Annotated in this window: 20 protein-coding genes and 1 other RNA gene; 6 read left to right on the top strand and 15 right to left on the bottom strand. The window is 46.9% G+C overall.

Going from position 1 to position 21092, the window contains the following annotated elements; genetic code table 11:
• The first annotated feature begins 368 nt into the window (after positions 1 to 368).
• Positions 369 to 1754, top strand: coding sequence for a DegQ family serine endoprotease (locus E4T80_RS03540; protein WP_135055005.1), 1386 nt, complete (start codon positions 369 to 371; stop codon positions 1752 to 1754).
• A gap of 109 nt (positions 1755 to 1863) precedes the next feature.
• On the opposite strand, the gene trxB is transcribed toward E4T80_RS03540, so the two are convergent.
• The 4 genes from trxB to mdh all read right to left on the bottom strand — a co-directional run bounded on the left by trxB (position 1864) and on the right by mdh (position 5061).
• On the bottom strand, positions 1864 to 2808 hold the full coding sequence (trxB, locus tag E4T80_RS03535; RefSeq protein ID WP_135055003.1) for a thioredoxin-disulfide reductase: 945 nt from the start codon (positions 2806 to 2808) through the stop codon (positions 1864 to 1866).
• A gap of 48 nt (positions 2809 to 2856) precedes the next feature.
• Positions 2857 to 3705, bottom strand: a complete 849-nt coding sequence (locus E4T80_RS03530; RefSeq protein ID WP_135055001.1) for a co-chaperone YbbN — start codon at positions 3703 to 3705, stop codon at positions 2857 to 2859.
• Positions 3706 to 3742: 37 nt separating this feature from the next.
• Positions 3743 to 4018 carry a DUF3761 domain-containing protein gene (locus E4T80_RS03525; protein ID WP_135054999.1) on the bottom strand — a complete coding sequence of 92 codons (276 nt, stop codon included), beginning with the start codon at positions 4016 to 4018 and terminating at the stop codon, positions 3743 to 3745.
• A 98-nt stretch (positions 4019 to 4116) separates the two neighbouring features.
• Positions 4117 to 5061: a malate dehydrogenase gene (gene mdh, locus E4T80_RS03520; protein ID WP_135054997.1), complete on the bottom strand. Its 945-nt coding sequence runs from the start codon at positions 5059 to 5061 to the stop codon at positions 4117 to 4119.
• A 183-nt stretch (positions 5062 to 5244) separates the two neighbouring features.
• On the opposite strand from mdh, the gene argR reads away from it, so the two are divergent.
• Both argR and E4T80_RS03510 read left to right on the top strand, forming a co-directional pair.
• Positions 5245 to 5706, top strand: coding sequence for a transcriptional regulator ArgR (argR, locus tag E4T80_RS03515; protein ID WP_135054995.1), 462 nt, complete (start codon positions 5245 to 5247; stop codon positions 5704 to 5706).
• On the top strand, positions 5706 to 6578 hold the full coding sequence (locus E4T80_RS03510; RefSeq protein WP_135054993.1) for a TIGR01777 family oxidoreductase: 873 nt from the start codon (positions 5706 to 5708) through the stop codon (positions 6576 to 6578). The genes argR and E4T80_RS03510 overlap by 1 nt, the downstream gene beginning before the upstream one ends.
• Here E4T80_RS03510 and ampD read toward each other — a convergent pair.
• Positions 6571 to 7125 carry a 1,6-anhydro-N-acetylmuramyl-L-alanine amidase AmpD gene (gene ampD, locus E4T80_RS03505; protein ID WP_135054991.1) on the bottom strand — a complete coding sequence of 185 codons (555 nt, stop codon included), beginning with the start codon at positions 7123 to 7125 and terminating at the stop codon, positions 6571 to 6573. The genes E4T80_RS03510 and ampD overlap by 8 nt on opposite strands.
• 72 nt (positions 7126 to 7197) lie before the next feature.
• Between ampD and E4T80_RS03500 the strand changes: the two genes are divergently transcribed.
• From E4T80_RS03500 to ispA, 3 genes are all read left to right on the top strand, one after another.
• Positions 7198 to 8037: a 23S rRNA (adenine(2030)-N(6))-methyltransferase RlmJ gene (locus tag E4T80_RS03500; RefSeq protein ID WP_135054989.1), complete on the top strand. Its 840-nt coding sequence runs from the start codon at positions 7198 to 7200 to the stop codon at positions 8035 to 8037.
• Positions 8038 to 8175: 138 nt separating this feature from the next.
• Complete coding sequence (xseB, locus tag E4T80_RS03495; RefSeq protein WP_135054987.1) at positions 8176 to 8400, top strand: exodeoxyribonuclease VII small subunit; 225 nt, start codon at positions 8176 to 8178, stop codon at positions 8398 to 8400.
• On the top strand, positions 8400 to 9293 hold the full coding sequence (ispA, locus tag E4T80_RS03490; RefSeq protein ID WP_135054985.1) for a (2E,6E)-farnesyl diphosphate synthase: 894 nt from the start codon (positions 8400 to 8402) through the stop codon (positions 9291 to 9293). Before xseB ends, ispA begins: the two co-directional genes overlap by 1 nt.
• 67 nt (positions 9294 to 9360) lie before the next feature.
• Here the strand turns inward: ispA and E4T80_RS03485 are convergent, their stop codons facing one another.
• The 10 genes from E4T80_RS03485 to E4T80_RS12760 all read right to left on the bottom strand — a co-directional run bounded on the left by E4T80_RS03485 (position 9361) and on the right by E4T80_RS12760 (position 20940).
• A complete protein-coding gene (locus tag E4T80_RS03485) occupies positions 9361 to 10809 on the bottom strand; it encodes an alanine/glycine:cation symporter family protein (protein WP_135054983.1) in 1449 nt (482 codons plus the stop codon).
• A 296-nt stretch (positions 10810 to 11105) separates the two neighbouring features.
• On the bottom strand, positions 11106 to 11237 hold the full coding sequence (locus E4T80_RS13245) for a hypothetical protein (protein WP_265588409.1): 132 nt from the start codon (positions 11235 to 11237) through the stop codon (positions 11106 to 11108).
• Positions 11238 to 11388: 151 nt separating this feature from the next.
• Positions 11389 to 11765: RNase P RNA component class A (gene rnpB, locus E4T80_RS03480), an RNA gene on the bottom strand.
• A gap of 94 nt (positions 11766 to 11859) precedes the next feature.
• On the bottom strand, positions 11860 to 12543 hold the full coding sequence (locus E4T80_RS03475) for a 2,3-diphosphoglycerate-dependent phosphoglycerate mutase (RefSeq protein WP_135054981.1): 684 nt from the start codon (positions 12541 to 12543) through the stop codon (positions 11860 to 11862).
• A 166-nt stretch (positions 12544 to 12709) separates the two neighbouring features.
• Positions 12710 to 14302 (bottom strand): ABC transporter ATP-binding protein, encoded by a 1593-nt coding sequence (locus E4T80_RS03470; RefSeq protein ID WP_135054979.1) that lies wholly within the window; start codon positions 14300 to 14302, stop codon positions 12710 to 12712.
• Between the two features lie 9 nt (positions 14303 to 14311).
• Positions 14312 to 15223, bottom strand: coding sequence for an oligopeptide ABC transporter permease OppC (oppC, locus tag E4T80_RS03465; protein ID WP_047976408.1), 912 nt, complete (start codon positions 15221 to 15223; stop codon positions 14312 to 14314).
• A gap of 10 nt (positions 15224 to 15233) precedes the next feature.
• Positions 15234 to 16157, bottom strand: a complete 924-nt coding sequence (gene oppB / locus E4T80_RS03460) for an oligopeptide ABC transporter permease OppB (protein WP_135054977.1) — start codon at positions 16155 to 16157, stop codon at positions 15234 to 15236.
• 263 nt (positions 16158 to 16420) lie between these two features.
• Positions 16421 to 18055 carry an ABC transporter substrate-binding protein gene (locus tag E4T80_RS03455; RefSeq protein WP_135054975.1) on the bottom strand — a complete coding sequence of 545 codons (1635 nt, stop codon included), beginning with the start codon at positions 18053 to 18055 and terminating at the stop codon, positions 16421 to 16423.
• Positions 18056 to 18401: 346 nt separating this feature from the next.
• The gene (gene rlmKL / locus E4T80_RS03450; RefSeq protein WP_135054973.1) at positions 18402 to 20543 is read right to left on the bottom strand and encodes a bifunctional 23S rRNA (guanine(2069)-N(7))-methyltransferase RlmK/23S rRNA (guanine(2445)-N(2))-methyltransferase RlmL; all 2142 of its coding nucleotides are present in this window, start codon (positions 20541 to 20543) and stop codon (positions 18402 to 18404) included.
• Positions 20544 to 20781: 238 nt separating this feature from the next.
• Positions 20782 to 20940, bottom strand: coding sequence for a hypothetical protein (locus E4T80_RS12760; RefSeq protein WP_167740687.1), 159 nt, complete (start codon positions 20938 to 20940; stop codon positions 20782 to 20784).
• Positions 20941 to 21092 lie beyond the last annotated feature (152 nt).

Below are 21092 nucleotides of genomic sequence, written 5' to 3'. Positions count from 1 at the left end.
ATCCTTTTAGAGTAAGTGAAGATAATCCCAGAAAGACTGGGGGCTGATTATTTTAGTGAGTAATGTTAATAAAGTAAATTGAGCGGTTGAGAAAATGTTGTGAATGATAAAAAACTGTGAGCAACTTCACAATTTTTTCGAGCATTTGCGGTTTTCAGCTAAAATAAACCGCTGATTTGATGAATTTTTATTCTATCAACGGCGTAAAGCGAACCCTTGAAATGTTTGTCTGTCTTAAAGGCGGTAAATAGTGAGGAATCCTTGAATACAACGCTCGCAAGCGGTCAATTTTGCCGGCTTTTTACAACACACGAGCGTGTATAATAGATTCAAACGCTGATTTAAACTCAAATTAGGAAGGAATTGTAATGAAAAACGTTTTTAATAAATCATTATTCACAGCATTAGTGTTAGGTTTAGGTATGGCGTCAATGCCAACGATGACACAGGCGGCATTGCCTTTGGCGGTGGACGGACAAACCTTGCCAAGCCTTGCGCCGATGATTGAAAAAGTGCGTCCGGCGGTGGTGAGCATTGCCGTTGAAGGTAAAACCCAAGACAACCGCCGCAGCCGTGCCGTGCCGGAGGAGTTTGAATTTTTCTTCGGGCCGGATATGTTTGGCGATCGTAGCGCAGCGCCCCGCCAATTCCGAGGCGAAGGATCAGGGGTAATTATCAATGCCGCCAAAGGTTATGTGGTTACGAATAACCACGTTATCGACAAAGCGGATAAAATTACGGTGAAATTAGATGACGGGCGGGAATTTAAGGCAAAACTGGTGGGCGCTGATCCGATGTCCGATGTGGCGTTAATCCAAATTGAGAACCCGAAAAATCTGACGGAAATTAAAATCGCCGATTCCGATAAATTGCGGGTCGGGGATTTTACCGTAGCGATCGGTAATCCGTTTGGTTTAGGGCAAACGGTAACCTCAGGGATTGTGTCGGCGTTAGGACGTTCAACAGGCAATACTGATGAAGGCTACGAAAGCTATATTCAAACCGATGCCGCAGTCAATCGAGGCAATTCAGGCGGGCCGCTGATCAATTTGCAAGGGGAATTGATCGGTATTAACACGGCGATTATCTCACCAAGCGGCGGTAATGCGGGCATTGCGTTTGCGATTCCAAGTAATATGGCGAATAATCTCGTTCAGCAAATTATTGAATTTGGGGAAGTTAAGCGGGGATTACTCGGTATTAAGGGCGGGGAATTAAACGCTGATCTGGCTCAAGCCTTTGATGTGAGTGCGCAGCAGGGGGCGTTTGTCAGCGAAGTGATTGCCGACTCTGCGGCGGCAAAAGGCGGCTTAAAAGCAGGCGATGTGATTACGGCACTTAACGGGCAGAAAATCCGCAGCTTTGCCGAATTACGTGCGAAAGTGGCGACCACCGGTGCAGGCAAAGAAATTGAATTAACCTATTTGCGAGACGGCAAAGAAGGCACGGTGAAAGTAACATTGCAATCCGATGAGCAAACCAAAACCAGTGCGAAAGGGTTATTACCGAGCCTAAACGGTGCGGAATTAGCCAATTATGCGGAAAAATCCATTAAAGGGGTAGAGATCACCAAAGTGGAAAAAGGCTCGATTGCGGAAAGCCGTGGCTTTAGAAAAGGGGATATTATCGTTGGGGTAAACCGTAAAGCTGTTGAAAATATTGGTGAATTACGCAAAATTCTAGATACTAAACCGTCTGCGGTTGCGTTAAATATTCTGCGTGACGGTTCAAATTTCTATGTGATTATCCAATAATCTTTCCAACAACTCACTAAAAAGGGCGTGTTAAACGCCCTTTTTTATACGAATAAATTTGAATTAAAGCGGTTTTTGTATCTGTACATACCGCTTTTTGAGTTTAATGTTAGCTGTCTAAGAAGCGCTCCGCATCCAGTGCTGCCATACAGCCCGTACCGGCGGAGGTAATCGCTTGGCGGTAATTGTGATCCATTACGTCGCCGGCGGCAAAAACGCCTTCTACGCTGGTAGCGGTCGCATTCCCCTCTAAACCCGATTTCACCACAATATAGCCATTATTTAAGGCTAACTGATCATTGAAAATAGCGGTATTCGGTGAATGACCAATGGCAACAAACACGCCGTCTAGGGTTAAGTATTCACTGCTATCATCAAGGGTCGATTTAATTTTTACACCGGTTACGCCCGCATCGTTACCCAGCACTTCCTCTAACACACGGTTGGTATGCAAAATGATTTTGCCTTCTTCGACTTTTTGCATTAACCGCTCGATCAGAATTTTCTCACTGCGGAAACTATCACGGCGATGAATTAAATGCACTTGGGACGCCACATTTGCGAGATAGAGCGCCTCTTCTACCGCCGTATTTCCCCCGCCGATAACCGCCACCGGCTTGTTACGGTAGAAAAAACCGTCGCAGGTTGCGCAGGCGGATACGCCCCGTCCTTTGTACAGCTCCTCAGACGGTAAGCCTAAATATTTCGCCGATGCCCCTGTGGCAATGATGAGCGCATCGCAGGTAAAGGTGTTGAAATCGCCGTAAAGGGTAAAAGGGCATTTTGAGAGATCGACACGTTGAATGTGGTCGAAAATGATTTCCGTATTAAATTTTTCTGCGTGCTTTTGCATTTTGGTCATCAGTTCCGAACCGGTGATCTCTTCAAATTCACCGGGCCAATTCTCAATTTCCGATGTAGTGGTTAATTGCCCGCCCTGTTGCATTCCGGTAACAAGCACAGGGTTAAGGTTGGCACGGGCGGCATAGACCGCCGCCGTATAGCCGGCGGGGCCTGAACCTAAAATCAGCAATTTGGCGTGTTTGGTTGCCATAATATTCTCCAATATTTTTGTAAAATTGGGCGGTCATCTGACCGCTTGTTAATATAAAAGTGAGTAGAGGCGGCGGCGGAAAGTCGCCACGAGCGGATCGGCATTGCCCATTGCCGATAAAATCGCTAAAAATTGCGTTTTCACTTCGCCGTTTCCGGCGGTTAAATCCTGTTCTAGCCACTCAAATAAAAGCGTTAATGCCTCTTGATGACGGGCGACTTGGTGTAATTGATTGGCGAGTTTAACCGCAATTTCCGGTGATTTATTGCGGGCGTAGTCTTGCTGTAACTGTTGAATTTCCGGAGAATCTGCCGCCTGCTCCAACAACGTGATTTGGTCTTGCAAGCCTTGCCAACGGCTGTCCCTGTCTTGTAGCGGGATTTGGGAAAGAATAGCTTTGGCGGGTTCAATGTGCTTTAATGCAATATGGGTCTCGGCATAAAGCAGCCCGAAATCGCTCTGTTTTTTATCGGTTAATTCCCACGCCGATTTGAGCAAAGGCAACGCCTGCTCGTACTGCTCCTCTTCTAGCAACTCAAGGGCTTGGGCAAATTGTAACTCTTCTTCTTTCGGTAAAATGGTTTTGAGCCGAATGCGTAAATCTTGCTCGCTGATGCTGCCTTGTACGGCATCGACCGGCTGACCGTTTGCAAAAAAGTAAGTGGTCGGCACCGCTTGCACACGAAATTGTGCCGCAATCATCGGTTGCTCATCGCAATTAACCAGCGCCAATAAAAATTGTTTGGGGTACTCGTCTGCTAAACGGCGCAACAAAGCGTCCATTTCAAGCGAACTCGGCTCTCTCGGTGAGAGAAAATGAAACACCACCGGCACGTCTGCGGCGGCGTTAATCACCTCATTAAAATTGGTTTCATTAACCTGAATTAAATAATCCATAGTAGCCTTAAAGGGTGAGTTGTCTCACCCGGTTAAATTATTCAGAGTGGTAACGGTTGATAAAATGCAGCACGCCGCCGTTACCGATACACGCTGTTTCACGATCTTCAAAACTGGCAGTGGAAAAACTGCCGTCCCGACACATTGCGGTGGCATTTGGCGGGATATTGTTCGGCAGAGTAGGTTGTGCGACTTTTTGCGGCACAATCGTTTTATCCTGTGAGGCTTTAGCAATTTCGACTTTTTGTCCCGAACTACACGCGGTTAATCCTAACGCGGCAACCGCCATTGTAAAGATAAGCTGTTTTTTCATCACCGACTCCAAAATAGAAAGGGGTTAAAATAATAAAGGCTGGAAGCATTGACGCCTCCAGCCCACATAATGACGATTTTTTTCGCTAAATTCAACCCTTAGCCGTTTACGAATTTTTCGCCTAATTCAATATCGGCTTTTAAAGTTGGGATCATTGCATCAATCGCCGCTGTTTCATAAGCACTTAGCTCACCGATTGGCAGCAATTCTTCCACACCGTTTAAGCCTAACACGACAGGCTGTGCGAAGAAACGGGCATACTCGCCGTTGCCTTCTACATAGGCGTACTCAACGGTTTTCTCGCCGGTTAAGCCTTTTAATACCGACACACCGAAACGCGCTGCCGCTTGCGCCATAGAAAGTGTTGCCGATCCGCCGCCCGCTTTGGCTTCAACCACTTCCGTACCGGCATTTTGGATACGTTTGGTTAAGGCATCAATGTCGTCGGCACTGAACTCAATTTTGTCTTCCTCGTGTGCTTGGGAAAGCAACGGCAAAATGGTTACGCCGGAATGACCGCCAATTACCGGCACTTTGGTTTTAGCGACATCTTTACCTTTTAATTCGGCAACAAAGGTTTCGGAGCGGATAACGTCTAAGGTCGTTACACCAAATAATTTACGTTTGTCGTAAACGCCCGCTTTTTTCAACACTTCGGCGGCAATTGCAACGGTAGTATTGACCGGATTGGTGATGATGCCCACACAAGCGTTCGGGCAAACCGCTGCGACTTTTTCGATTAAATTACGCACGATACCGGCGTTAATGTTGAATAAATCGGAGCGATCCATTCCCGGTTTGCGTGCCACACCTGCGGAAATCAACACCAAATTTGCCCCTTCGAGCGCAGGTGTCGGATCTTCACCGCTAAAACCGACCGCTTTCACCGCTGTCGGAATATGACTTACATCTACCGCCACACCCGGTGTAACAGGGGCTATATCGTATAATGCCAAATGCGTACCTGCCGGAAGTTGTAATTTTAATAATAATGCCAATGCTTGACCAATACCGCCGGCTGCACCTAAAACTGCTACTTTCATAAAGTCTCCTATTGATGTATCTATGGTGTGCGGCAAGTTTAGGTAAAACGCCGTGAATTTTCAAATAGCAAAGTGCAAATTTGAGAACTAACGCAAATTTTCGTGAAAAAAAGGGCGTTATGATTGCTTTATTTGAATAAATACGCAAAAATTCTGCATATTTTTAACTAAAAGGAAGACGGAGTGGAAAAAATCGACTCACTCGCCGATGCGTTTAAATCATTACTAAAGGAAGAAAAATTCAGTTCACAAAGCGAAATTGTTACCGCTTTGCAAGAACTGGGGTTTGAGAATATCAACCAGTCGAAAGTGTCTCGTATGTTATCCAAATTTGGGGCGGTGCGGACACGCAATACCAAAATGGAAATGGTCTATCAACTACCGGCGGAGCTTAGTGTGCCAACCACCTCCAGCCCTCTCAAAAATTTGGTGATTGATATTGACCATAATGATGTGCTGATTGTGGTACGCACCAGTCCCGGTGCGGCTCAGCTTATCGCCCGTTTGTTAGATTCAATGGGTAAAGGCGAGGGCATTTTAGGCACTATCGCAGGCGATGATACCATTTTCATCACCCCGACCAGACAAACCGCCATTCAAACCTTGATTGAGCAGATCACCGAACTGTTTGAGACTGCCTGGTAATGCACATTTTTATCACCGGCGGCACAGGCTTTATCGGTAAAAGGCTCTGCGCAGCCTTAGTCGCACAGGGGCATCGGCTAACCGTCTTGAGCCGTCAGCCGTTAGCCGATACGCAAGCGGTGCATTTCTGTCGAAATCTTGCAACCTTTGCGCATTTCAATGATTTTGACGCAGTGATTAACCTCGCCGGCGAACCGATTTTTGCACGGCGTTGGACGGCGGCACGCAAGCACTGTTTACGGGAAAGCCGGTTAGGTTTGACGCACAGACTAAGCGAGCTGATTTTACGCAGCAACCAGCCGCCGCATACCTTTCTTTCCGCCTCCGCCACCGGCTTTTACGGCGATTTGCCTGTTGCAAAAACATATGACGAACAGACCGCTTGTAGTGCGACATTTATCGGCAGATTATGCCAAGAGTGGGAAAATGCGGCGTTGGCGGCAGCCTCTCCACATACTAGAGTGTGCTTGCTACGCACGGGCTTGGTGATGGATCAATCAGGCGGTGCGTTACAGAAAATCCTTCCACTCTATCGGCTTGGGCTAGGCGGCAAATTAGGCAGTGGTAAACAGCACTGGGCGTGGATCTCGCTCAACGATCAGGTACGGGCGATCCTGTTTTTACTTAACCACGCCGATTGCCAAGGGGCATATAATTTGGTTGCGCCGAGTTTGATGACCAATGCGCAATTTAACCGCCGGCTTGCCCGTCAGCTCAAGCGTCCGGCATTGTTTAACGTGCCGGCGTGGGGGCTGAAAATGCTACTCGGCGAGCGTTCGCAATTACTGCTCGATAACCAACCGCTTGTGCCGCAACATTTATTGGCGGCAGGGTTTGAATTTGAGGATCGGCACTTTAGGCTGATTAAGTAAGCAAGCTACGGTAATACTCCCAGTCAAAATATTGACCGGGATCGATTTTGCGTTCGGGCGCAATCTGATTATGCCCGACAATCCGCTCCGGCGTGATTGCGGGATAGTGCTGCATAATCGCTAAGGTGAGTTGAGCTAGACGCTGATATTGCGCATCGGTAAACGGCTGATTATTGCTGCCTTCCAACTCAATCCCGATGGAAAAATCGTTGCATTTTTCCCGCCCGTCAAAGCAGGACACACCGGCGTGCCACGCCATATCCTCGAAATTCACATATTGCGTCATCTGCCCTTGGCGGTTAATCAAGGCGTGGGCAGACACTTTCAGCGCCTTGATTTCTTCAAAATAAGGGTGCAGGCTGGGGTCAAGAGTGCCGCTGAAAAAATGGTCGATAAAATCGCCGCCAAATTCCTCCGGCGGCAAGCTGATATAGTGAATAACCAACAAGGAAATATCCTGTCGGCAGGGGCGAGGGCTGAAATGAGGGGAAATCACCCGCTTTTGTGCGGTCAGCCAGCCTTGTTGAATGGTTAAATCTGTGTTCATTTGCAATCGTAAAATAGTCTAAAGCGGGAAATTACGCTAAAATACGTCTATTTTACCCGAAAGAGAACCAAAATGCTCAGTTACCGCCACAGTTTTCACGCCGGCAATCACGCTGATGTGCTGAAACATACCGTTCTAACCCTTATTTTGCAAGCCCTCAAACAAAAAGAGAAGGGCTTTTTCTACCTTGATACGCACGCCGGTGTCGGCCGTTATAGCCTGCTCAGTGCCGAAGCGGAAAAGACCGGCGAATATATTGAGGGGATCGCACGTTTGTGGGATCGCAACGATTTGCCCGCAGAAATTCAGCCTTATTTGGACGAAGTGAAGAAAATCAATAAAGGGCAGTTACGTTTCTATACGGGATCGCCATTATTGGCAGTGCAGCAGCTTCGCCCGCAAGATCGGGCATTGCTAACCGAATTACACCCCAATGATTTCCCGTTGCTACGCAATGAGTTTGCGAAGACACCCAATGTCGTTACCAAACGGGAAAACGGTTTTCAACAGCTCAAATCCGCCCTACCGCCGAAAGAGAAGCGGGGATTAGTACTGATCGACCCGCCTTACGAACTCAAAGAAGACTATGAACTGGTGGTAAAAGCGATTGTGGAAGGCTACAAACGTTTTGCGACAGGCGTGTATGCGATTTGGTATCCGGTTGTGCTACGCCAACACACGAAACGGATTGTACGGGGATTACAGGAAACAGGAATCCGCAAAATCTTGCAAATTGAACTTGCCGTCCGTCCCGATTCTGATCAACGAGGAATGACCGCAAGCGGTATGATCGTGATTAATCCGCCGTGGCAACTGGAAACCCAAATGAAAAATTGTCTGCCCTATTTAACCCGAGTGCTTGTACCGGAAGGCACAGGCAGTTGGCAAGTGAGCTGGATTACGCCGGAATAATGGCAATATCGACTACGGATTTGCAAGATTTTTCCATTATCCGACCGCTTACCGTTTAGAAAAAGATCTACTTTTAGGCGGTTCTCAAGTAAAATAAAGCGTGCAATATAGATCAACAGATTGAACAGGAAAAACAGAATGGCAAAAAAACCGACTCCGGATTTTGAAACAACCTTAAAAGAATTGGAAGAGATTGTCGGGCGTTTAGAAGCGGGCGATCTGCCCCTTGAAGATGCCTTAAATGAATTTGAAATGGCGATCAAACTGGTTCAGCAAGGGCAAGAGCGGTTACAAAAAGCCGAGCAGCGTATTCAAATCTTGCTGAATAAAGATGACAACTCTCCACTGGCGGACTATCCATAATGCAACACGATTTTTCAGCCCGATTGCAACAGAGCCAAGAGCGGATCAATACGTTTTTGGCACAACAGTTAGCCGATTACGCCGCTTGCGATACTCCGTTGATTGAGGCGATGTCCTATGCGGTCTTACTGGGCGGCAAGCGGATTCGCCCTTTTTTGATTTATACGGTCGGGCAAATGTTGGGTGTGCCGCTAACCAAACTCGATCGCAGTGCCGCCGCAATGGAAGCGATACACGCCTATTCCTTAGTACACGATGATTTACCGGCAATGGACAACGATATGTTGCGCCGAGGGCAGCCGACTTGCCATATCGCCTTTGACGAAGCCACGGCGATTTTGGCGGGCGATGCGCTTCAAACCTTTGCTTTTGAACTGGTGGCAAACGATTCGCAGCTAACCGCAGAGCAAAAAATTGCTCAAATTCAATGGTTAGCAGCTTCAGCGGGGGCAAAGGGAATGTGTTTGGGGCAAAGTTTGGATTTACAGTCGGAAAACAAAGCGATTTCACTGGCGGCACTTGAGCAGATTCACCGCCATAAAACCGGTGCATTGATTGAAGCAGCGGTAATGTTAGGCTTTAACCTTTCCGATTATGCACAAAACAGCCGTATTAAGCAGTCTTTGTTGCACTATGCCCAAAGTATCGGCTTAGCCTTTCAAGTACAGGACGATATTTTAGATATTGTGGGCGAGAGTGAGAAAATCGGCAAAACGGTCGGTGCTGATGAAGCCTTGAATAAAAGCACTTACCCTAAATTACTGGGATTATCGGGGGCAAAAGCAAAAGCGGACGGGTTGTATCAATCGGCGTTGGCAGCCTTGAATGAGTTACCTTTTGATACGTCGGTATTAGCAGCACTCGCTCATTTTATTATCAGCCGAGAGAGCTAAACAAGCGGTGAGATACTCAGCAAAATTTACAAGTAAAAAAGAGCCTGTGCAAACAGGCTCTTTTCGTTTAGTCTTTGGATTTCCAAACGTCCGCATCGACCCCGCGTTTGAGTAATTCAGGGTGATCTTCAATACGGAAAATCGGTTGTGTTACGCCGGCTTTGATCTGCTTCTGATAATCTTTCAGCACTAACCAAACAATTGGCGCAAGGATAACGATGGTGATGAGGTTAATCATCGCCATTGATGCCATTACCGTATCGGCAAACGCCCAGACAATACCGCCGTCCCGCACTGCGCCGAAATAGACGAAGAACAAGACGATTAAACGGAATGCTAACACAAAGCCCGGTTTGTTGCGGATATAGCGAATATTGGTTTCCGCATAGGCATAGTTACCGATAATTGAGGTGTAGCAAAACAGCAACAGAATAAAGGCTAAGAAGTGTAATCCGAACTCGCCGATGTGAAATTCTAAGGCTTTTTGAGTTAAGGAAACACCACGCAAGGTTTCGCTGCCGTAGTCGTTTGACATTAGAATAATGACGGCGGTACAGGTACAGACGATAATGGTATCGACAAATACACCGAGCATTTGGATTAAGCCTTGGCTGGCAGGGTGTTTGGCATCAGAGGTTGCCGCCGAGTTTGGCGCAGAACCCATACCTGCTTCGTTTGAGAATAAGCCCCGTTTAATCCCCATCAGCATTGCTTTGGAAAATAATGCGCCGAACATACCGCCTGCCATTGCAGAGAAATCAAAGGCACTTACGACGATATTGTTTAACACCGCCGGTACTTTTTCGATATTCATTCCCAAAATGATGACTGCCATAATCAGATAGAACAACGCCATCATCGGCACGACTTTCGCCGACACTTGCCCGATCCGTTTTACCCCGCCGAAGATGATCGCGGCGGTGAGAATAACCAGACCGATGCCGACATAGTTAGCGTCCCATTCCCACGCATTGCGGGTTGCTTCTACAATGGAGTTGGCCTGCACCGCATTGAACGCAAAACCGAACGTGAAAATTAAAGTAATCGCAAAGGCAACCGCCAGCCACGGTGCTTTTAGCCCCCGTGTAATGTAGTAAGCCGGGCCGCCACGGAACATACCGTTCGGATCACGCACTTTATATACCTGTGCTAAAGACGATTCCGCAAAGGCACTGCTCATACCGATTAGAGCGGTGATCCACATCCAAAATACTGCTCCCGGACCGCCTAAGGCGATAGCGGTTGCCACACCGCCGATATTACCCACGCCGACACGGCTGGCTAAACCGGTTGCAAAGGCTTGGAACGGAGTGAGCGATTCACCTTCCGCAGCCCGCCCAGACCACATTTCACGCAGACTGCGGGGCAGCAAGCGTAATTGGACTAAGCCGGTTGTAATCGTAAAAAAGAGACCGACACCCAACAGGGTAATCACGGTAATATCCCAAAGCGGACCGTCAATGGTATTCACGATCCACGTCAGAATACCTTCAAGCATAGACACAATACTATCCATTAGGAAAACCTCGTAGAGAAAAAAAGAAGTGTGCATTGTAACCATTTTTTAACGTTTGAGAAGTTTTTTTAATTTTATTTATTAAAAAAAATAATACTAGCGATGGGGTCTTAGCCTAATAGTTAAGAAAATCAGTCCGTCTTGCGGTTATATAAGCTGGATTTATTTCAACGGCTGTCGGGCTTCAATACTTGGCGTTTGTGATGTCAGATGATGTTAAGCGGTCAGTTTGGAGATAGCCCCGACATTCATTGAACAACGGGGCTAAACAATAAGATTGCAAAAAATCGGGATAATCAAACCGCTTGTAGTGCAGATGTGAACTGCGAGCCGATCATTTGCAACTGAACAAGCGGTCGGTTTTGTGGCAAAATGTGCGACATTAGCAGTTGCACAAGGCTAAACGGTTGCACATAGGCTAGATACACTGGATGCACCTAAACTTAAGATTATCAATGGGTTATCGGATAGGATAGACTTTGTGTATCCTGCCTTTTGATGAAAAGCAGAGTTTGTTCCAGTGATGATAATGTCGGAAAATGCAAGAAAAAGGCGAACGGAAAATCCGTTCGCGCAAATAAGGTGAGTTGGTCGATAAGCCGAGTTCTGTCGCGGACAATCATTCCTCTAGGCTTGCATTTACACACAAGCTCAAGCAACCTACCCGAATCCTGAGCGGGCCACCCATTGGATTCCTATTTGGTCTTGCTACGAGTGGAGTTTACCCTGCTGCGAACTGTTACCAGCCGCACGGTGCGCTCTTACCGCACCCTTTCACCCTTACCGGAAAACCGGCGGTCTGCTCTCTGTTGCACTGGTCGTAGGCTCACGCCCCCCGGACGTTATCCGGCACTCTGCCCTGTGTAGCTCGGACTTTCCTCTCGTTTACTTGTCCCCTAGTTTACGCAATGCGAATTTGAGGGCTTCAATAAACCAGCGATTGTCTAACCAACTCAGGCGGGAGAGTATAGCGGATTTGCAACGATTTGCCAATAAGCGACCGCTTGCGCGATAAAAAAGGCATATCCTGCGATATGCCTTAAAAAGTGATTAGAGGTAGAATTTCTCGATAAAGTTAAGTTTATCGTCTAATTTTAACACCAACGGTTGACCGGTCGGGATTTCAAAATCCATAATGTCTTCGTCTGAAATACCGATAATGTGTTTTGCCAATGCACGCAGGGAGTTGCCGTGAGCGGTAACTAAAACACGTTTGCCGGACAATAACGCCGGCGCGATTTGATCTTCCCAGAACGGTAATACACGCTCAAGGGTGATTTTGAGGTTTTCCGCATTTGGCACAACGTCTGCCGGTAAATGTGCGTAACGGCGGTCGTTATGGGCAGAATTTGGATCTTTTGGATCTAAATCCGGTGGCGAAATGTCGTAAGAACGGCGCCAAATATGCACTTGCTCATCGCCGTATTGCTCTGCGGTCGCTTTTTTGTCTAGGCCTTGTAATGCACCGTAATGACGCTCGTTCAAACGCCAGTTTTTGACTTGTGGAATCCATAATTGGTTAGACTCTTCTAACACGATATTACAGGTTTTGATCGCACGGGTGAGGACAGAAGTGAACGCAATATCAAATTCATAGCCGGCATCTAGTAACTTTTTACCAGCGACTTTCGCTTCTTCTACGCCACGCTCGGTTAAATTCACATCACGCCAACCGGTGAATAAGTTTTTCGCATTCCACTCACTGAAACCGTGGCGGATAAATACTAATTCCATAAGTTCTCCTAATAATTTGAGTTGATTTGAAATGCCGCCATTTATAACAAAAATTCCCTGATTTTGAAAGCGAATGCGCCGATAAAAGCTGATCTTTCTCAAACAAAGGGAATTTTTTCATTTATTAAATTATTTTGCAAAATATCGGCGCTAACCGACCGCTTGCTTACAAATTTGAAGCGTAAATCAGCCGTTTGGTGTAGTCATCGGTCGGCATTTCAAAAATCTGATGTACATCGCCGCTTTCCACCACTTGCCCTTGGCTCATTACAATGACACGGTCGCTTAATGCCCGAATAACCGCAAGATCGTGGCTGATGAAGATATAGCTCAAGCCGTATTTTTGTTGTAACCGATTAAGTAATTCCACCACAGTGATTTGTGTGGAACGATCCAATGCGGAAGTCGGTTCGTCCAACAACACAAATTTCGGCTCAAGGATAATCGCCCGTGCAATCGCAATCCGCTGGCGTTGCCCGCCGGAAAACTCGTGCGGGTAGCGGTTGATCATCGTAGGCGACAGATTAACCTCTTCGAGCATTTTCATCACTTTTTCCCGCCGTTGTTGAGCGCTCATTTGCGGGTAATGCACCGATAGCCCTTCACCGATAATTTCACCCACCGTTAAGCGAGGCGAGAGAGAGTTAAACGGATCTTGGAAGACCATCTGCATCTCTTTTTTTAAGGCTCGGGCGGCGGGTTTCGGCAAATGTGCAATGGTTTTGCCGTCAAATTCAATATTGCCACGGTAATCCAGAATTTGCATTATCGCCCGCCCGAGTGTAGATTTGCCCGAACCGGATTCCCCCACAATACCAAGGGTTTCGCCTACGCCGAGGGTGAATGAGATATTTTTTACGGCGTTGAATACTTTTTTCGGTTTGCCGAACAAGCTACGTTTGAGGACATAATCCACGTCAATATTATCGCCTTTGATCAATATGGCTTGGTTGTCGCTCGGCTGTTTTAAGTTTGCCGGAATTGGCGTAAGTAGTTCAACGGTGTAAGGGTGTTGAGGGTGATTGAACACTTGCAGGGTATCGCCCCGCTCGATGATTTCGCCGTTTTGCATTACGCACACTTGTTCACTGTATTTTTTAACCAAGCGGAGATCGTGGGAAATCAGGATAATCGCCATTCCCATTTCACGTTGTAAATCGTGCATCAGATCTAAAATTTCCGCTTGAGTGGTAACATCAAGGGCGGTAGTCGGCTCATCGGCAATCAACAGATCGGGTTTGTTGATGATTGCCATTGCAATCATAATCCGTTGCAGTTGCCCGCCGGAAAATTCGTGCGGGTAGCAGCCCAGTTTTTTCTCGGCGTTCGGAATTTTGACTTTTTGCAGAGTGGCAAGGGTGAGTTTTTCAGCATCAAGGCGGCTGATTTGGCGGTTGTGGGTCATTACCGCCTCACTGACTTGCTCGCCAATGGTCATAAACGGGTTGAGGGAAGTCATCGGCTCTTGGAAAATCATTCCGATACGGTCGCCCCGCAGGCTGCGAAGTTGATCTTCGTTGAGGGTGAGAATATCTTGCCCTTCAAATGAAATCGTAGCATCTTTGCCGTACTCGACAATATTATTCGGCAGTAATTGCATAATCGACATTGCGGTAACGGATTTACCCGAACCCGATTCGCCGACAATCGCCAATGTTTGCCCTTTTTCCACATCAAAAGAGACATTTCGCACGGCGTGAACCCGCTGTTCATCGGTTTTTAAATAGACGTTGAGTTGATTAACGTTTAATAATTTCATTCCATACCTCTATTTATCTTTTGGATCGAGCGCATCACGCAGCCCGTCGCCGATGAAATTAAAACAAAATAAGGTTAAGCACAGGAAAAATGCCGGAAAGATCAATAACCAAGGAGAAGTTTCCATTTGTGCCGCACCATCACTAAGTAATGCACCCCAGCTACTCATCGGTTCTTGCGTGCCTAAACCGAGAAAGCTCAGGAAAGATTCAAACAGGATAAGCGAAGGCACTTCAAGGGAAGCGTACACCACCACAATGCCTAACACATTCGGGATAATGTGCTTCCAAATAATTTGGCGGCGAGGCACACCGCAAACAACGGCAGCTTCAATAAACTCTTTATTTTTGAGGCTAAGGGTTTGCCCCCGCACAATACGGGCAAGGTTGAGCCACGCGATCATTCCGATTGCCACAAAAATCAGCAGAATATTTTTGCCGAAAAGGGTGATGAGCAAAATCACAAAAAACATAAACGGGAAGGAGGCGAGGATCTCTAAAAAACGCATCATCACCATATCGGTTTTGCCGCCGACATAGCCGGAAATTGCCCCGTACAGTGTGCCGATTATCACGGCAATAATAGCGCCGGCAATGCCGACCATCAGCGAAATACGCCCGCCGATAGCCACCCGTACCAATAAATCCCGCCCGGCAGAATCCGTGCCGAAGTAGTGTGCCGAGGCAAAATCCGGTGCGGCGTTCATCAGGCCGTAATCGGTATCTTCGTAGCTAAACGGCATTAGCATTGGGGCAAAGGTGATGAATAAAATAATCAACAATAAGGTGATTAAACTGCCGACAGCGGCTTTATTTCGGAAAAAACGGCGGCGGGCATCTTGCCACAGGCTGCGTCCTTGCACTAGATCAGCAGGTGAAAGCAAATTGGCGTTTTCCGTCCGGGATTGATTTTGACTTAACATGTCTTCCACCTTAGGTATAACGGATTTTCGGATCAATCACTGCATAGAGTATATCCACCACAGTGTTAAATAAAATGGTGAGCGAGCCGACCAACACGGTGAGGCTTAACACTAACGAATAATCACGGTTTAATGCACCATTGACGAAGAGCTGCCCAATACCGGGAATACCGAACACGCTCTCAATTACCATTGAGCCGGTAATAATGCCGACAAATGCCGAACCGAGATAGCTGACCACCGGCATCAAAGCAGGGCGTAGGGCGTGTTTGACTAAAATTCTGCCCATTGGCACGCCTTTCGCTTTCGCCGTGCGGATAAAATTAGAATGTAATACTTCAATCATTGAGCCACGGGTGATCCGAGCAATACCGGCAACATAGGCAATCGTCAGTGCCGTAACCGGCAGTACCATATAGTAGAGCTGCCCGCCGTGCCACCCGCCTGCCGGCAGCCAGTTTAAGTAAATGGCAAAAATTAACACTAATAGCGGGGCGAACACGAAACTCGGCATAATAATCCCCGTCATCGCCCAAGACATTATCAGATAATCCCACCAGCTATTTTGCTTGAGGGCGGCGATTGTGCCGGCAGAAATACCGATCAACACAGCAAACAGAAAAGACACAATGCCCAATTTAAACGAAACCGGAAACGCCGAGGCGATCAAATCATTCACAGTTTGATCTTTATATTTGAAAGAGGGGCCAAAATCGCCTTTCGATAAATTTTTTAAGTAGAGAAAATATTGGCTATGCAAGGGTTCATTAAGATGATATTTGGCTTCAATATTTGCCATTACTTCCGGCGGGTAGGCACGTTCGGAGGTAAACGGGCTGCCGGGGGCAAGGCGCATTAAAAAGAAGGATAGGGTGATCAGGATAAACAGCGTAGGAATCGCCTCTAAAATCCGTCTCAAAATAAATTTCAACATTGGAAAACTCCACAATTAAGCTAAAAAATCACGAATGCAAGCGGTGAGATCACGGCAGATTTATGCAATAACGCCTCAAACGTCATATTTATACATACACCGAGTATCTGTTTAATCGCCGAATAAAAGCATTTGACGGCATTTCTACCGAATGGCAGAAGTTGGTGTTGGTACAACGGTTATATCAGAAAATATTTTTGCAATGTTTAACCGAAATCCGACCGCTTGCGCAAGAATAGGGTTGCCCCTATTCTGTGAGGTGGTTATTTCTTGATGTAAAGGTTTCTCAATAAAATATCATCTTGCGGATCTTTGCCGGCATAACCGCCTACATAGGTTTTCACCAAGCGGGTATTAACATAGTTATACACCGGAATTAACGCCGCATCTTCCGCAAGAATGGCTTCCGCTTTGGCGTAAGCTGCGGCTCTGCCCGCACTGTCGCTGGCAGTATACGAGGAGGCAATAGCGTCATCATAGGCTTTGCTCTTATAGAAAGCGGTATTGTTACTGGATTTGGACAGGAAGTAATTGCCGTAGGTGGTGGCTTGGTTATAGTCCGCAGCCCAGCCGGCACGGGCAATATCATAGTTACCTTGGCGGCGGCTGTCGATGTAGGTTTTCCACTCTTGGTTCTCAAGTTTAACCTCAACTAAGCCTTTGGTATTGTTTTTCCAGATTGATGCGGCTGCGATTGCGATTTTTTTGTGGTTTTCATTGGTGTTATACAAAATCGTGAATTTGAGCGGATTGGCTTTACTAAAGCCGGCTTCTTCAAGTAATTTCACCGCCTCGGCAATGCGTTCCGCCATTGGTTGCGTGGAGTAAGCCGGTTGCTGAATTTGATCCCCTTCGCTGATATAAGTCGGCGTAAATACATAGGTCGGCGTTTGCCCTTGTGCTAATACTTTATCGGTAATCACATTACGGTCTAACGCCAAATTCAACGCTTTACGCACCCGAATATCATTAAACGGCGCTTTGGTATGATTGATTTCATACATATAAGTGGAAAGGGTTCTTGGGGTGAATAATTCATTAGGTATTTCTTTTTTCAGTTTCTGGAACTGTTCCGGTGGTAAGGCGTAGCTAGTGATGTCTAAGTCGCCGGCACGGTAGCGTTGCACATCGGTAACCGGCTGTTCGATTGCGAGGAAAGTCGCTTTGTTAATGACCGTTTCTTTATCGTTCCAATAGAGCGGGTTGCGTTCAAACACAATTTTTTCATTGATGACGTGATCGGCTAATTTATAAGCGCCGTTACCGATATGATTGCCTTTTTTTACCCACGAATCGCCTAATTTTTCAACGACGTGTTTAGGAACGGGTAAAAGCGAGGTATGTTTTGTCATTCCGACTAAATAAGGCACAGGGCTGCTTAATGTGATTTGGAAAGTGTGATCATCAAGGGCTTTAACGCCAAGGCTGTCCGGCTGTTTTTTACCGTCAATAATCTCTTGGGCATTTTCAACTTGCAGATAGGTGAGGTAACTGGCATAAGGCGAGGCGGTTGCTGGCGTGGCAAGGCGTTTCCAAGCGAAGACGAAATCGTGGGCGGTAACCGGTTCGCCGTCTGACCATTTCGCTTCAGGACGAATTTTGAATGTCCACTGCTTAAAGTCCGGCGTACTTTCCCACGACACCGCCGAGCCGGGTTCTAAATTGCCCTCTGCATCAGCGGTTACCAAACCTTCCAGTAATTGATACGCAATTTGGGACTCCGGCACGCCCTCAGTTTTATGCGGGTCAAAACTTTGCGGCTCTGAAGCGTTGTTAATCGTAATCTCTTGTTTGTCGGCTAAAACCGTGCCGGCAGGTACTTTTGCCGCAAATGCCGAAGTTGATAAACCTAATGCGATTGCCGCTGCCAATAATGAATGTAAAACATTGAGTTGCATAGTTATTCTCCCTATGGAATAAACAAATTGTGTAGATACGCAGAAATGCGATAGTGTATAGATAGCCGAAAAAAGCACTTTTGTAAAGACTCAACCGAAAATTGACAAAAAGTCATCGCCAAAAATGCGAACTGCTTCACGAAATCTCAATTTATGCCGCTAACGCACAAAACAGTAATTTCAATATCATTGTAGGAATACAACTCAAGCGGTGAGATTTAAACAAAAATTTGCAAATAATCAACGTTTGAAACGGACGCCAGTGTGGCGTCCCTACCTGCGAGGAATATTGAGTTTTGGGTAACGGCGACATCATTGCCAAAAAACGCCCGCAACTGACCGCTTGCTAAGCCTCGTAATGACGAATAAGCCAACAGTTGTGGATATGCGGATTGCGTTCAAAATCAAGGGGAAGGGTTTTATAGGAAATATTTTCCGCGGTTAAGCCTAGCTCGGTCAGCCCGTCAATATCCATTTTAAATCCCCGTTTATTATTGGAGAACACAATAGTGCCGTTGGCAGTTAAAATGCGTTTTAACTGTTTCATCAGGTCAAGATGATCACGTTGTACGTCCCAACTGCTTTCCATTCTTTTGGAATTGGAAAAGGTCGGCGGATCAACAAAAATCAACTCAAAGCGCTCACGGCACGCCGCCAGCCATTGTAGGCAATCGGCTTGATGTAAGCGGTTGGTTTTTAAGGATAAATCGTTAAGCGTTAAATTCTGCTCCGCCCAATTCAAATAAGTGTTCGACATATCCACCGTTGTGGTCGATTTCGCACCGTTTAATGCGGCGTGAACCGTTGCCGAGCCGGTGTAGGCAAACAAATTGAGAAAGGTTTTGCCCTTCGCCATTTCACCGACCATTTTGCGTGTCAGGCGGTGATCGAGGAATAATCCCGTGTCCAAATAATCGGTCAAATTTACCCACAATTTCGCCCCATATTCATTCACATAGAAATAGTCGCCCTTGTTCGCCAGTTTTTCGTATTGGTTCGTGCCTTTCTGTTTTTGGCGAACTTTCAACACCAATTTGTTGGTTTCTACCCCTGTAACAGAAAGGGTGGCGGAAACGGCGTCCAGTAGGCGTTGGCGGGCTTTTTGTTCGTCAATATTCTTTGGCGCGGCATACTCTTGCACCACGATATGATCGCCGTAGCGATCGACCGCAAGATTATATTCCGGCAAGTCGGCATCGTAGAGGCGGTAGGCATCAAGCCCCTGCTGTTTTGCCCATTTTTCAATTTTTTTGCTGTTTTTGGCGAGCCGATTGGCAAAGTCCTGTGCCACTTGTGGCGATACCGGCTGGGTTAATGCCGCCGTCAGTGCCTCACTTTCCGCCGCCCGTTCGCTGATTTGATAATTTTTCTGCACACAATCCAGCGGGCCGTTTTTGGCTTTAAATTGGCGGTGAGAACGTAAACGCAGGCAGTTAAGCAGTTCCGGTTCGCCGCTGAACACGGACACATTCCAACCGGCAAACTGCTGTTTTAAACGCTGCCCAAACACCGAATATAATGCAATCAATGCCGGTGTTGTGCCAAGCCGTTCGCCGTAGGGCGGGTTGGAAACTACCGTACCGATTTGGGTCGGAAACGGATTTTGCAATGCCGACACGTCGCCCTGCCGCCATTGAATAAGGTGCGCAACACCCGCCGTTTCGGCATTCTGTTTTGCTTTGGCAAGCACACGGTGATCGAGATCAAAACCATAGAAATTTGCCATTTTTCCGTTATTATCGACCGCTTGTTTTGCTTCATTTAATACCGCCTGCCAGACCGCCGGCTGATGTCCCGTCCAAAAATCAAAGCCCCAATGCTGACGGTGAAGTTGCGGGGCAATCTTCGCTTGCATTTGTGCCGCTTCAATTAGCAGTGTGCCGGAGCCGCACATTGGATCGACCAATGGTGTGCCGACCTGCCAGCCGGAGCGTAAGATAATCGCAGCGGCTAGGGTTTCACGCAGTGGCGCTTTGCCCGTATCTTGCCGATAGCCCCGTTGGTGCAGGGCTTCACCGCTCAGATCGAGGGAAATCACGGCTTCGTCTCGCTGTAAATAAACGTGGATACGCACATCGGGGCGGATTTTATCCACACTCGGACGCGGCAAACCTTTGCGTTCAAAGTGATCGACAATACCGTCTTTCACCCGCATTGCACCGAATTGCGTGTGGCGAATTTCTCGGTTCGTACCGTTGAAATCGACAAAAAAAGAGGCACGCGGGTCAAAAAGCTCACACCAAGGTTGGCTGACCACGGTGGCATAAAGATCCATATCGTTAAATACTTTCGCCGTTACCAGCGGCAACAAAATGCGAGAGGCTAACCGGCTGTGCAACAAGGCTTGGTAAGCCCCTTTCAATGTGGTGGTAAAATGCACTCCCCCTTGGGCGATTTTGCATTGCGCTTGTGTGATCTGCTCAAGCTCGGTTTTCAGCATTTCTTCAAAGCCACGGGCGGTAGTGGCAAAATAGGTCTGTGTGGTCATTTTATTTCTCTCTCAAAAAGTTTGGCGATTATAGCGTAATCGTGGATTGGGCATAAGCACAAGCGGTCATTTTCGGACAATTTTTTGCAAATGGCGATAACACGAGGAAAGATAGCCGAACGTTGTACTTCCCTTAGATTATCTCGGCAGGGCTTAATTTTTCATCATTGACTAGCCATTCAAATCAGTTGAGAGATGAGAAAAGCGGCTAAAACGATAGCCGCTTTGAGTCGGGATTTCAATCTTTGAAAGGGGAGACTAAGGCGCTCGCGATAAAATTCAGAATAACACCCAATTTAATATTTATCCCTATTTTTGAGAGCAGAAATTGAACGAGATAGAGCAGGATCATTATGTCCCCCACGATACCGATAAATGCCCAGTCTACATTTCCCATTAGTCTCTCCTATTTTCCGTTTCAACCACTTCCACAATGATTGGGTATTCTGCTATCCGTTCCAACATCAACCTTAGAATAGCACTTGAACTATAGCCATATTATGTTAGTTCAAAAAAGCGACAAAAACTAACAAATTTATCATAACTTGA

The organism is Muribacter muris, from assembly GCF_004569585.1.
GTDB classification, from domain to species: domain Bacteria; phylum Pseudomonadota; class Gammaproteobacteria; order Enterobacterales; family Pasteurellaceae; genus Muribacter; species Muribacter muris.
This window is presented reverse-complemented; position numbering and strand designations above follow the sequence as displayed.

Bases quoted from the DNA above. Each gene is read 5' to 3' on its own strand.
- E4T80_RS03540 (WP_135055005.1), top strand. From the start codon at position 369: ATGAAAAACGTTTTTAATAAATCATTATTCACAGCATTAGTGTTAGGT.
- trxB (WP_135055003.1), bottom strand. From the start codon at position 2,808: ATGGCAACCAAACACGCCAAATTGCTGATTTTAGGTTCAGGCCCCGCC.
- E4T80_RS03530 (WP_135055001.1), bottom strand. From the start codon at position 3,705: ATGGATTATTTAATTCAGGTTAATGAAACCAATTTTAATGAGGTGATT.
- E4T80_RS03525 (WP_135054999.1), bottom strand. From the start codon at position 4,018: ATGAAAAAACAGCTTATCTTTACAATGGCGGTTGCCGCGTTAGGATTA.
- mdh (WP_135054997.1), bottom strand. From the start codon at position 5,061: ATGAAAGTAGCAGTTTTAGGTGCAGCCGGCGGTATTGGTCAAGCATTG.
- E4T80_RS03510 (WP_135054993.1), top strand. From the start codon at position 5,706: ATGCACATTTTTATCACCGGCGGCACAGGCTTTATCGGTAAAAGGCTC.
- ampD (WP_135054991.1), bottom strand. From the start codon at position 7,125: ATGAACACAGATTTAACCATTCAACAAGGCTGGCTGACCGCACAAAAG.
- E4T80_RS03500 (WP_135054989.1), top strand. From the start codon at position 7,198: ATGCTCAGTTACCGCCACAGTTTTCACGCCGGCAATCACGCTGATGTG.
- xseB (WP_135054987.1), top strand. From the start codon at position 8,176: ATGGCAAAAAAACCGACTCCGGATTTTGAAACAACCTTAAAAGAATTG.
- ispA (WP_135054985.1), top strand. From the start codon at position 8,400: ATGCAACACGATTTTTCAGCCCGATTGCAACAGAGCCAAGAGCGGATC.
- E4T80_RS03485 (WP_135054983.1), bottom strand. From the start codon at position 10,809: ATGGATAGTATTGTGTCTATGCTTGAAGGTATTCTGACGTGGATCGTG.
- E4T80_RS03475 (WP_135054981.1), bottom strand. From the start codon at position 12,543: ATGGAATTAGTATTTATCCGCCACGGTTTCAGTGAGTGGAATGCGAAA.
- E4T80_RS03470 (WP_135054979.1), bottom strand. From the start codon at position 14,302: ATGAAATTATTAAACGTTAATCAACTCAACGTCTATTTAAAAACCGAT.
- oppC (WP_047976408.1), bottom strand. From the start codon at position 15,223: ATGTTAAGTCAAAATCAATCCCGGACGGAAAACGCCAATTTGCTTTCA.
- oppB (WP_135054977.1), bottom strand. From the start codon at position 16,157: ATGTTGAAATTTATTTTGAGACGGATTTTAGAGGCGATTCCTACGCTG.
- E4T80_RS03455 (WP_135054975.1), bottom strand. From the start codon at position 18,055: ATGCAACTCAATGTTTTACATTCATTATTGGCAGCGGCAATCGCATTA.
- rlmKL (WP_135054973.1), bottom strand. From the start codon at position 20,543: ATGACCACACAGACCTATTTTGCCACTACCGCCCGTGGCTTTGAAGAA.
- E4T80_RS12760 (WP_167740687.1), bottom strand. From the start codon at position 20,940: ATGGGAAATGTAGACTGGGCATTTATCGGTATCGTGGGGGACATAATG.